The sequence below is a fragment of the Nonomuraea sp. NPDC001684 genome (assembly GCF_053596515.1).
This window is the reverse complement of sequence record NZ_JBSFGJ010000310.1, coordinates 1-11,256: the sequence shown is the minus strand read 5'-3', so window position 1 is coordinate 11,256 and position 11,256 is coordinate 1. Positions and strand designations below refer to the sequence as shown.

The following is an 11,256-nucleotide window of genomic DNA, read 5'->3' as shown; positions in this document are numbered from 1 at the left end:
CTCAGGCTGTCCACCGTGGGCGGCACCAGCAGCGCGATCAGCGCGCCGGCCAGCAGCAGGCCGCCGACGAAGACGATCGTGGTGGCCAGCGCCGGGCCGAGCCCGCGGGCGGTGAGCCAGCGGGCCGGCGGGTGCAGCAGCGCCGTGAGGAAGACGCCGATGATCACGGACATGACGACCGTGCGCAGGTGATAGAGGCAGAAGAAGGCGACCGCGATGATCGCGATCCACCCCAGCACCCGCCACGGCCTCATACCCAACCCCCGATCGTGCCTGGTCAGTGGCCTTCCCGGCGGTGATCGAGGGCAACCCTGGTCAGGACGGCGGGCTCAGGCGATCGAGGGCGACCCTGGTCAGGACGGCGGGCTCAGGTGCGCGCGCTGCGACCGCTTGGCCTCCTCGTACGCCGCCCGCTCGGCCGGCGCGCCCACCTCGGCCACGGGCACGTCCCACCACGCCTGCGAGGAGGGGACGTCGTCGGCCATGGGGTCGGTGCGCACGTGCACGACGGTCGTCTCGCCGGACGAGCGCGCCTCCTCCAGGGCCTTGCGCAGGTCGGCGAGCGACTCCGGACGCAGCACGGCCGCGCCCAGGCTGGCGGCGTTGGCGGCCAGGTCCACCGGCAGCGGGCCGCCCGTGCGGGAGCGGTAGGACGTGCCCAGGCGGCGCGCGCCCACGCTCTCCGACAGCCGCCCGATGGAGGCGAAGCCCGAGTTGTCCACCAGGACGACGACCAGCTTGACGCCCTCGGCGACCGCGGTGACCAGCTCCTGCGCCATCATCAGGTACGACCCGTCGCCCACCAGGACGAACACCTCGCGCTCCGGCGCGGCCAGCTTGACGCCGACGCCGCCCGCGATCTCGTAGCCCATGCAGGAGTTGCCGTACTCGACGTGGTAACCGCCGGGGCCGCTCGGCCGCCACAGCTTGTGCAGGTCGCCCGGCATGGAACCGGCCGCGCACACCACGACGCCGTCCGGGCCCGCGGCCGCGTTCACGGCGCCGATGATCGCCGCCTGCGACAGAGGGGAGCCGTCGAGCGCGTACGCCCGGTCCACCTGCGCGTCCCAGTCCCGGGAGAGCGCGGCGGCCCTGGCCGTCCAGGCGTCGTCGGAGCGCCGGCCGGCGACGGCCGAGACCAGCTCGGTCAGGCATTCGCGGGCGTCGGCGACCAGGTGCAGCCCCGACAGCTTGGCGGCGTCGAAGGCGGCGACGTTGACGTTGACGAACCTGGCGTCCGCGGCGAAGAGCGACCTCGAAGCCGTGGTGAAGTCGCTGTAGCGGGTGCCGACCCCGATGATCACGTCGGCCTCGCGGGCCAGCGTGTTGGCGGCGGTGGTGCCGGTCGCGCCCACCGCGCCCACCGCCAGCGGATGGCCGTGCGGCAGCGACCCCTTGCCGGCCTGGGTCTCGGCGACCGGGATGCCGTGCGCCTCGGCGAAGGCGGCCAGTTCGGCGGTGGCCCGGCTGTAGATCGTCCCGCCGCCCGAGACGATCAGCGGGCGGGCCGCCGACCTGATCACCGCGGCCGCCCTGGCCAGCGCGGCGCGTTCGGGGCGCGGGCGCGGCACGTGCCACACCCGGCGGGCGAACAGCTCCTCGGGCCAGTCGTACGCCTCGGCCTGCACGTCCTGCGGCAGGGCCAACGTCACCGCGCCGGTCTCGACCGGGTCGGTGAGCACCCGCATGGCCGCCGTCAGCGCGGACGGGAGCTGTTCCGGCCGGTTGATCCGGTCCCAGTACCGCGAGACCGGCTTGAAGCAGTCGTTGACCGAGATGTCGTACGAACGCGGGTCCTCCAGCTCCTGGAGCACCGGGTTGGCGGCACGGGTGGAGAAGACGTCGCCGGGCAGCAGCAGCACGGGCAGCCGGTTGATCGTCGCGCCGGCCGCGCCGGTGATCATGTTGGTCGCGCCGGGGCCGATCGACGTCGTGCAGGCCAGCGTGGCCAGCCGGTCGGCGGCCCGGGCGTAGGCGGCGGCGGTGTGCACCATGGCCTGCTCGTTGCGGGCCAGGTAGTAGGGCAGGTCGTCGCCCGAGGTGGCCAGGGCCTGGCCGAGCCCGGCGACGTTGCCGTGGCCGAAGATGCCGAAGCAGCCGCCGAAGAAGCGGCGCTCCTCGCCGTCGCGCTCGCTCCACTGGGCGGCCAGGAAGCGCACGACGGCCTGCGCGACGGTCAACCGGGTCATGCGTGCCCTCCGAACGGCAGTCTCGGGTCGACGTCCTGGCCCGACCAGGACGAGCGGATCCAGGCGTGACGGGGATCGTCGCAGAACGCCATCGAACGCTCCTCCGCCGGCCCCGCCAGCACGTTGAGGTAGTACAGGTCGTAGCCCGGGGCGGCCATGGACGGCCCGTGGTAGCCGTAGGGCACCAGGACGACGTCGCCGGAGGAGACCTCGGCCAGCGTGTCGACCTGCCCCCGCTCGGAGGAGTAGACGCGCTGGTAGCCGGGCCCGTCGCCGGCGACCTCGAAGTAGTAGACCTCCTCCAGCACGGCCTCGCCCGGGTTGGGGGTGTCGTGCTTGTGCGGCGGGTAGGACGACCAGTTGCCGCCCGGGGTCAGCACCTCGACGGCCATGAGCTTGTCGCAGTCGAACACGCCGGGGGCGCAGAAGTTGTTCACCTGCCGGCTGGCCTGCCCCGCGCCCCTGATCTCCACCGGCACCCGGGAGGCGGGCACGTGCCGCGGCGGCAGCGACCGGGTCGCGCGGGCCGACGGCAGCGCGACGCGCCCGCCGCCGCTCAACGTGACCTGGACGCCGATCGGCAGGTACGCGAAGTCGCTCGGCCCGTCGAACACCGACCCGCGCCCGGCCAGCACGAACGTCTCACCGCCGACCTCGACCGTGCACGACCCCGACAGCGGAAGGACGATCATCTCCTCCTCTCCGGTGCCGAACGACAGCGGCGTGCCGGTCAGGTCCGCCACGCGCAGCCCGGAGTAGGTCCAGCCGGCCAGCGAGGGGGTGATCTCCACCGACCAGGGGCCGTCGGCGGCCTTGCCGTAGGGCAGGTAGGTCATGCGTGTGCCTCTCGTACCAGGGCGGCGGCGCCGTCCACCGCCGTCGCCACGTCGTCGTCGGATGGGTAGAGCAGGGCGCGGCCGACGACCAGGCCGAGCACGCCGGGCAGGGCCAGCGCGCGGTGCCAGTCGGCGTAGGCCGTGCCGATGTCGGGCGGGTCGCCGCCGAGGAGCAGGGTGGGCAGCGTGGTCGCGGCCATCACCCGGTCCATCTCGGCCACCACGGGGATCTTCAGCCAGGTGTGGGCCGAGGTGGCGCCGAGCGCCTGGGCGACGCTGATCGAGCGGATCACGGCGTCGGGGGACAGGTCGTTGCGCAGCACGCCGGACTCCGAGCGCGCCGCCCAGAACGGCTCCACCATGGCCACCAGCCGCCTGCGGGCCAGGCCGGTCACCGCGTGCGCGCACGACTCCAGGGTGGCGGCCGTCGCGTGGTCGCCGGGGTCGATGCGGCACAACATCTTGCCGCCGTCGAGGCGCATCGTGTCGATGGCCTCGGGGTCGAAGCCGGTGAAACGGTCGTCCAGCTCGAACACCGAGCCCTGCAGGCCGCCCCGGTTCATCGAGCCGAAGGCCAGCTTGCCCTCCAGCGCGCCCAGCAGCAGCAGGTCCTCCAGGACGTCGGGGGAGGCGAGGATGCCGTCCACGCCGGGCCGGGCCAGGGCCGCCTGGAGGCGGTCGAGCAGGTCGTGGCGGCTGCCCATGGCCAGCGGGCGGTCGCGTACGGACAAGGCTCCCCTGGCCGGATGGTCGGCGGCGATGATCAGCAGCCGCTCGCCCGGCCCCGGCATCCGGCGGCGCTGCCGGCGCGCGGCGGCCGCGGCGATCTCCTCGGGGCGGGTCGCGCGGATCCGCGTGAGCCACTCGTAGCGGGCGGTCCTGGGCAGCGTGAGGTCGCTCACGTGGGCACCTCGTTCAGCAGCTCGTGCACCTCGTCGGTGGTGGGCATGGCGTCGGCGCAGGCCAGCCGGGCGGCCACGAACGCGCCGGCGGCGCCCGCGAAGCGGATCGTGCGCTCCAGCGGCCAGCCGCGCAGCAGCCCGAGGCAGACGGCGCCGCCGAACGCGTCGCCGGCCCCGATGCCGTTGACCACCTTCACCTCGACCGGCTCGGCCACGACGGTCTCGGTGGCGGTGCGGGCGAGCACCCCGGCCGGGCCCATCTTGACGATCGCCACCTCGACCCCGGCGTCGAGCAGCGCCTGCGCCGCCGCCTCCGGCTCGCGTACGCCCACGGCGGTCTCCACCTCGTCCAGGTTGCCGACGGCCACGTTCGCGTGCGGCAGCGCCTCGCGCGCCGCCGCGCGGGCGGCCGCATGCGACTCCCACAGCGCCGGACGGTGGTCGAGGTCGAACACGGTCCAGCCGGAGGTGCGGGCCGACAGGGCGGCGGCGTGCGCCGCGCGGCTCGGCTCCTTGCTCAGGCCGGTGAGGGAGAACCAGAACAGGCCGGTCGCGCGGATGGCGTCGAGGTCGAGGTGGCCGGGGGTGAGGCGCAGGTCGGGCGGGTGCTCGCCGCGGTAGAACCAGATGGGGAAGTGGTCGGGCGGGAAGATCTCGCAGAACGTGACCGGGGTGGCCGGGCCCTCGATGACGCTCACGTAGGCGTCGTCCACGCCGAAGTCGCGGATGGCCCGTCGGACGTACGCGCCGAAGGGGTCGGCGCCCACCGCGGTGATCACCGCCGAGCGCAGCCCGTGACGTGCCGCCGCGACGGCGACGTTGGTCGGGCTGCCGCCGAGGAACTTGCCGAAGGTCTCGACGTCGGCCAGCCCGACGCCGGTCTGCAGCGGATAGACGTCGACGCCGCAGCGGCCGATCGTGATCAGGTCGTACAACGCACCTCCAGAGGACGCACCCTACCTCGACACTATGGCATATTGTCATGACATAAGGATGTCCGCTATGTTGTTGATGATCCTTCAGGACGGGCCCCCGTCACCTCACTTCTGTAGTGTCGGGCGGTGAGGAGGTTCGCTCATGTTCGTCCCCAACGGCGTCCATCACGAACAGCACACCACCAAGCTCTCCTTCCGCCCCGCCTCAGGCAAGGGCGGACCGGCGTGAAAGGCCACTGGAGCCTCGACGACCGGCTGGAGCGGTCGTTGCGCGAGGTCCCCTTCGAGGTGCCCGCCGGGTCGGAGTCCGTCACCGTGCGGCTCGACTACGACCGGTCGCAGGGCGTGCTCGACCTCGGCTGCGGCTCGCCCGGCGGCTTCCGCGGCTGGTCGGGAGGGGCGCGCTCGGAGTTCACGATCGCCCGCGACTGGGCCACCCCCGGCTACCTGCCCGGCGTCCCCGAGCCCGGCACCTGGCACGTGTGGCTCGGGCTGCACCGCGTGCCGCCGCAGGGCCTCGACTTCACCCTGGAGATCTCGGCCGCGCGCACGGCCCCGCCGGAGCCGGTCGCCGCCGAGCCGCCGCCCGGCGAACGGCCGCCGCGCCGGGACGTGCCCGACGTCGGCGGGCTGCGCTGGTTCGCCGGCGACTTCCACGCGCACACCGTCCACAGCGACGGCGCGCTCACCATTGCCGAGCTGGCCGAGCTGGCCCGCGGCCGGGGCCTGGACTTCCTGGCGGTCACCGACCACAACACCGTCAGCCACCACCCCTGGCTGCGCGCGACCGACCGCGGCGTCACGCTCATCCCCGGCCAGGAGGTCACCACCGACCGCGGCCACGCCAACGTGTTCGGCGAGGTCGGCTGGGTGGACTTCCGGCGGCCCGCGGGCTCCTGGACCGAGCACGCCGGGCGCGCCGGCGGCCTGATCTCGATCAACCACCCGCTGGGCGGCGACTGCGCCTGGCTGCTGCCGGTCGGCGAACGCCCGAGGGTGGCCGAGGTGTGGAGCTCCGGGTGGTGGGACCGCCGCTGGGGCGCGCCGCTGGCCTGGGCCGACGCCTGGCGCGACGACGTGGTGGCGATCGGCGGCAGCGACTTCCACCGGCACGGCAGCGACGGCCTGCCGGGCGCGCCGACCACGTGGGTGCTGGCCGAGGAGCCGGGCGCGGTGCTCGACGGCGTGCGCGCCGGGCGCACCGCGGTCTCGGCGGGGCCGGACGCGCCGCTGCTGCTCCGGCTGGGCGACGAGCTGCTCGCGCTCGACGCCGACGGCCTGGTGCTGGTCCGCCCCGGCGGCGCCCGCCAGGTCGTACGCGGCGAGTGGGCGCTGCTTCCCGCGGCCGAGGGACGCCACCGCCTGGAGACCTACGAGAACGAGGTGATCGCCCTATGCGAGTGAGGAGAGTCGCGAACGCGCCGGTGAGCTTCGGCGTGTTCGAGCTCAGCGACGCGCCGCCGCCCCTGGGCCCCGACGAGATGGTCCGCGCGCTGGCCGAGGCCGGTTACGCGGGCATCGACTCCGGGCCCATCGGCTACCTCGGCACCGGCGCCGGCCTGGCCGCCCGGCTGTCGGCGCACGGCCTGCTGCTCGCCGGCGGCTGGGTCGACCTGCGTTACGGCGACGCCGAGGCGTACCGGCGGGGGCTGCCCGCGCTGGAGGCCGCGCTCGACGTGTTCGCCGCCGCGCCGCAGGCGCCCGCCCTCTTCGCGCCCCGGCCCACGCTGGCCTGCTCGGGCTCGCCCGAGAGGTTCGCCAGGCCCGGCGGCAGCGTCCCCGGGCTGCCCGCCGCCGACTGGCCCGGGTACGCCGCCCGCGTCCAGGAGGCCGCCGACCGCTGCCGCGAACGCGGCCTGGAACCCGCCTTCCACCACCACCTCGGCACCTACGTCGAGACCCCCGACGACGTCGAGCGCCTTCTGGAGCTGACCGACGTCCAGCTCTGCCTGGACACCGGTCACCTGCTGCTGGCCGGCGGGGACCCGGTCGCGGCGCTGCGCGCGTGGGCCGGCCGCGTCGGGCACGTGCACGTCAAGGACGGCGACACCAGGATCCTGGCCGCCGCCCTGGACGACGGCGCCGACCTGCGCGAGCTGATGGCCAGGGGCGGCTTCACCCGCCTGGGCGACGGCGAGCTCGACCTGCCCGCGGTCGTGGCGGCGCTCGACGCCATCGGCTACGAGGGCTGGATCGTGGTCGAGCAGGACACGATGCCGGGCCGCCGCCCGGTCGGGCGGAACATCGCCGACCAGGCCGCCAACCGCGAGCGGCTGAGGGAGCTGGGCCTGTGAGGATCGCGCTGGTCGGGTGCGGAGCCGTCACCCAGGCGGTCTACGTGCCGCTGCTGTCCAGGCGGCGGGACCTGTTCGAGGTGAGCGCCGTCTGCGACCTGTCGCGCACGCTGGCCGACGTCGTCGGCGACCGGCTGGGCGCGCCCCGGCGCTACACCTCCCTGGCGAAGATGCTGGCCGACGGCGGTTTCGAGGCCGTGGTGGTGCTGGCCTCGGGCTCCCACGGCGAGACCGTGCGCCGGGCGCTGGCCGCCGGGTACGCCGTGCTGTGCGAGAAGCCGCTCGCGCTGACCAGGGCGGAGGTGGCCGCGCTGCCCGCGGGGCGGCTGATGGTCGGCTACATGAAGCAGTACGACCCGGCCGTGCGCCGGGCCGTCGCGCTGCTGGAGGAGCTGGGCGGCCCGGCGGCCGTCCGGTCGGTCGAGGTGACCGTGCTGCATCCCAGCGGGGAGTCGCAGCTCGCGTTCGCGAACCTGGCGCGGGCCGGCGACGTCGATCCCGGCGTGCTCGGCTCGTTGCGCGAGGCCGAGGACGCGCTCGTCTCCCGGGCGCTGGGCCAGGCCGCCCCGGAGTCGCTGCGCAACGTGTACGCGGTCTCCCTGGGCTCGATCTGCCACGATCTGTCGCTGCTGCGGCGCTTCACCGGAGCGCCGCGGGAGATCACGTACGTGGACAGCTGGGGGCCGGCGCCCGGTTCCGTGGAGATCTCCGGGCCGCTGCCCGTGGCGGGCCGGTTCCACATCCGCTGGCACTACCTGGACGGCTACCCCGCCTACCGCGAGACCGTCGCGATCCACCACGACGGGGGCACGCTGGAGCTGGTCTTCCCCACGCCCTACCTGATGAACGCGCCCACCACCCTCACCGTGGTCTCCGGGGCCGAGACCCGCGCCGAACACCGCCAGGTGACCGAGGCGTTCGAGGTACAACTGACGGCCTTCCATGCTTATGTGAACGATGGCAGCCCGCCGCTCACCGACGCGGCCGGCGCACTGGAGGACATCGTGACGGCTCAGCGGATCGCCGCCCGCTACGCCGTCCAGCATCGGCTGCCCATCGGAGGGGAGGCGGCGGCATGGACATAGTGGTCGTACCGCACACGCATTGGGACAGGGAGTGGTACGAGCCCTTCCAGCGCTTCAGGCTGCGGCTGGTGGACCTCCTCGACGAGGTGCTCGACACCATGGAACGCGAGCCCGCCTACCACTTCACCCTCGACGGCCAGCTCGCCTGCGTGGACGACTACCTGGAGGTGCGCCCGGAGAACCGGGACCGCGTCGCGGCGCTCGTCGAGTCCGGGCGGCTGGCGGTGGGGCCGTGGCAGATCCTGCTCGACGAGTTCCTGTGCTCGGGCGAGAACATCGTGCGCAACCTCGAACTCGGGCTGGCCGGCGCGGACGCGCTCGGCGGCGCGATGCGGGTGGGCTACCTGCCGGACATGTTCGGTCACACCGCCCAGATGCCGCAGATCCTGCGGCAGGCCGGGCTTGAGCACGCCTGCGTCTACCGCGGAGTGCCGTCGTCGGTGACGACCGACGCCTTCGCCTGGGTGGCCCCCGACGGCACCGCGATCCGCACCCAGTACCTGCCCGAGGGCGGCTACGGCAACGGCGCCCACCTGTTCTCCGACGTCAAGGGGCTGGAGGAGCGGGCGGCGGAGTTCGTCGCCACCATGCGCGCCTGGCACGGCCCGCAGGGCGAGCTGCTGGCCATGTACGGCGCCGACCACTCGGCTCCGGTGCGCGGGTTGCCGGAGATGGTGGCGGCCGTCGGCGCCCGCATGGACACCTTGTCTGGATATATCGAGAAATTTTCGGGTGATACCGCGGGGCTGCCGCAGGTCGTCGGCGAGCTGCGCTCGCACGCCCGCGCCAACATCCTGCCCGGCGTCATCTCCGCCCGCGTCGCCGTCAAGCAGGCCATGGGCCGGGCCGAGCGCATGGTCGAGCGCTACGCCGAGCCCCTGGCCACGCTCTGGGGCGGCCCGTGGCCCGGCCGGTTCCTCGACATGGCCTGGCGGCGGCTGGTGGAGGCCGGCGGCCACGACTCGGTCACCGGCTGCGGCGTGGACGAGACCGCCCAGCAGGTCGCCGCCCGCATCGCCGAGGCCGAGCAGCTCGGGCAGGCCGTCCGCGACATGGTGACCACGCGGCTGGCGGCGGCGGTGCCGGCCGACGGCGTGCTCGTCGTCAACCCGACGCCGGCCGTGCGCAGCGGCGTGGTGATCGCCGACGTGGCCGGCGGCAGCGGGCCGCTGGTGGATCCCTCCGGCGCGCCGGTGCCCACCCAGCCCCTGGACTCCGCGCCCGTGCTGCTGCTGGACGAGCGCATCGACCCCCTCACCGTGCTGGGCTTCGTGCACGGCACCGAGCTGTACGGCCAGCACATCATCGACTGGCAGGTGTTCGACGACATCCTCCTCATCACCGTGGGCAGGGAGCCGCGCGGGCCGTTCGACCAGGCCGAGCTGCGCCGCGCGCTCGACGGCGTGACCTGGGTCCGGGTCGAGGCCGAGCCCCGGTCCACGGTCGCCGCCTTCGTCGAGGTGCCCGCGCTCGGCCACACGAGCCTGCGCCCCGGCCCGCCCGAGCCCACGCACCCCGCGCCGCGGGCGGAGATCCGCAACAACGGCCACCACCAGGACTGCTGGCTCTCCTCCGACACCGGGGTCCTGCCCATCAAGGCCAGCTCCACGGTGCTGGACAACGGGCTGCTGCGGGTCGAGATCGAGCCCGACGGCACCCTCGGCCTGTTCGGCGAGGACGGCCGGACGATCACCGGCGTGGGCCGCATCGAGGACGGCGGCGACTCCGGCGACACCTACAACCACGCGCCCCCCGCCGACGACCTGGTCGTGTCCGAGCCGATCTCGATCGACACGGAGATCATCGAAGGCGGCCCGCTCGTCGCCGCCGTGGAGATCACCCGGGTCTACCTGTGGCCGGCGGCGGGCGAGCCCGTCCCGAACACGCCGGAGCTGCCGCCGCCCGCGCGTACCGGCGCGACCGAGGACGTCGTGGTCACCATGCGGGTCGAGCTGCGGGCGGGCGAGCCGTTCGTCCGGCTGCGGGTGTCGTTCGACAACCGGTGCGCGGACCACCGGGTGCGCTTCCACGTGCCGCTGCCGAGGCGGGCCGACCATTCGCTGGCCGAGGGGCAGTTCGCGATCGTGCGGCGGGAGCTCGAAGCCGAGGGCGGCTGCGGCGAGACCCCGCTGCCCACCTTCCCCGCCTCCGGCTGGGTGGCCGCCGGCGGCGTCGCCGCGCTGCTGGAGCACGTCACCGAGTACGAGCTGCTGGACGACGGGTACGAGCTGGCGCTCACGCTGCTGCGCTCGGTCGGCTACCTGTCGCGCAACCACAACAGGCTGCGCCCCGAGCCAGCCGGTCCGCAACTGCCCACCCCCGCCGCGCAGTCACGCGGGCCGCACACCGTGTCGCTGGCGCTGATGCCGTACCTGGACTGGCGGGACGTGCCGCCGCAGGCGGAGCTGTACCGGCACGACCTGCTGGTGGTGCCGGGCGGCGGCGATCGCGAGCTGACCCCGCCGCCGGCGGCGCACGGGTTGTCGGTGTCCGGTCAGGGCGTGACGATGAGCTCGCTGCGCCGCCGCGACGACTGGCAGGAACTGCGCCTGGTGGCGCTCACCGCGTCCGGCACCGAGGCCGTGGTGCGGGGGGCCTTCACCCGGGCCCGGCGGGCCGGCCTGACCGGCGGCCCCGGCGAGCCGCTGGAGACGGCGGACGGCACGCTCAGGCTGCCGCTGAGGCCGTGGGAGATCGCCACCGTCCAGCTCCGCTGACCCCGCAGCCCTAGCAGAGTCCGAGCTGGCGGGCCGCGCGCACGGCCAGCCAGACCTCCGCGAACGCCGCGCTGGACGACAGGTCCCGCCCGCTCAGCGCGGCGAACCGGCGCAGCCGGTAGGCCAGCGTGTTGGGGTGGACGTGCAACGCCGCCGCCGCGTCCTCGACGTGGCGGTTGCGCTCCATCCACGTCCGCACCGACAGCAGCAGCCGCGAGTCGTGGGCCTCGTCGTAGGCCAGCACCTCGCCCAGCACGTGGTCGACCAGGGCCGACAGCGTGGAGGGGTCGTCGGGCAG

The 11,256-nt window shown here is 74.4% G+C and carries 9 protein-coding genes and 1 pseudogene; 4 read left to right on the top strand and 6 right to left on the bottom strand.

Annotated elements, in window-relative coordinates:
- The 5 genes and pseudogenes from ACWCSD_RS36920 to iolC all read right to left on the bottom strand — a co-directional run.
- Positions 1 to 254: pseudogene (locus ACWCSD_RS36920) on the bottom strand (AI-2E family transporter); the annotation flags it as partial.
- 99 nt (positions 255 to 353) lie between these two features.
- The gene (gene iolD, locus ACWCSD_RS36915; protein ID WP_449921938.1) at positions 354 to 2,189 is read right to left on the bottom strand and encodes a 3D-(3,5/4)-trihydroxycyclohexane-1,2-dione acylhydrolase (decyclizing); all 1,836 of its coding nucleotides are present in this window, start codon (positions 2,187 to 2,189) and stop codon (positions 354 to 356) included.
- Positions 2,186 to 3,025 carry a 5-deoxy-glucuronate isomerase gene (gene iolB / locus ACWCSD_RS36910; protein ID WP_387667616.1) on the bottom strand — a complete coding sequence of 280 codons (840 nt, stop codon included), beginning with the start codon at positions 3,023 to 3,025 and terminating at the stop codon, positions 2,186 to 2,188. The genes iolD and iolB overlap by 4 nt, the downstream gene beginning before the upstream one ends.
- Positions 3,022 to 3,927, bottom strand: a complete 906-nt coding sequence (locus ACWCSD_RS36905) for a Cgl0159 family (beta/alpha)8-fold protein (RefSeq protein WP_449921935.1) — start codon at positions 3,925 to 3,927, stop codon at positions 3,022 to 3,024. Before ACWCSD_RS36905 ends, iolB begins: the two co-directional genes overlap by 4 nt.
- Positions 3,924 to 4,862 (bottom strand): 5-dehydro-2-deoxygluconokinase, encoded by a 939-nt coding sequence (gene iolC, locus ACWCSD_RS36900; protein ID WP_449921933.1) that lies wholly within the window; start codon positions 4,860 to 4,862, stop codon positions 3,924 to 3,926. Before iolC ends, ACWCSD_RS36905 begins: the two co-directional genes overlap by 4 nt.
- Positions 4,863 to 5,087: 225 nt before the next feature.
- Here iolC and ACWCSD_RS36895 point away from each other — a divergent pair, with 225 nt between their 5' ends.
- The 4 genes from ACWCSD_RS36895 to ACWCSD_RS36880 are packed head-to-tail and all read left to right on the top strand — an operon-like array spanning position 5,088 to position 10,958.
- Positions 5,088 to 6,266: a CehA/McbA family metallohydrolase gene (locus ACWCSD_RS36895; RefSeq protein WP_449921931.1), complete on the top strand. Its 1,179-nt coding sequence runs from the start codon at positions 5,088 to 5,090 to the stop codon at positions 6,264 to 6,266.
- On the top strand, positions 6,257 to 7,156 hold the full coding sequence (locus ACWCSD_RS36890) for a TIM barrel protein (protein ID WP_449921929.1): 900 nt from the start codon (positions 6,257 to 6,259) through the stop codon (positions 7,154 to 7,156). The genes ACWCSD_RS36895 and ACWCSD_RS36890 overlap by 10 nt, the downstream gene beginning before the upstream one ends.
- Entirely contained in the window at positions 7,153 to 8,241 is a 1,089-nt protein-coding gene (locus ACWCSD_RS36885) for a Gfo/Idh/MocA family protein (RefSeq protein WP_397162563.1), read from the top strand. Before ACWCSD_RS36890 ends, ACWCSD_RS36885 begins: the two co-directional genes overlap by 4 nt.
- Positions 8,232 to 10,958: a glycoside hydrolase family 38 N-terminal domain-containing protein gene (locus tag ACWCSD_RS36880; protein WP_449921927.1), complete on the top strand. Its 2,727-nt coding sequence runs from the start codon at positions 8,232 to 8,234 to the stop codon at positions 10,956 to 10,958. Before ACWCSD_RS36885 ends, ACWCSD_RS36880 begins: the two co-directional genes overlap by 10 nt.
- 10 nt (positions 10,959 to 10,968) lie before the next feature.
- Here ACWCSD_RS36880 and ACWCSD_RS36875 read toward each other — a convergent pair.
- On the bottom strand, positions 10,969 to 11,256 hold a 288-nt coding region (locus tag ACWCSD_RS36875), incomplete at its 5' end, for a helix-turn-helix domain-containing protein (RefSeq protein ID WP_449921925.1).

Coding starts and splice junctions, on each gene's coding strand:
- iolD (WP_449921938.1), bottom strand. CDS start 2,189: ATGACCCGGTTGACCGTCGCGCAGGCCGTCGTGCGCTTCCTGGCCGCC.
- iolB (WP_387667616.1), bottom strand. CDS start 3,025: ATGACCTACCTGCCCTACGGCAAGGCCGCCGACGGCCCCTGGTCGGTG.
- ACWCSD_RS36890 (WP_449921929.1), top strand. CDS start 6,257: ATGCGAGTGAGGAGAGTCGCGAACGCGCCGGTGAGCTTCGGCGTGTTC.
- ACWCSD_RS36880 (WP_449921927.1), top strand. CDS start 8,232: ATGGACATAGTGGTCGTACCGCACACGCATTGGGACAGGGAGTGGTAC.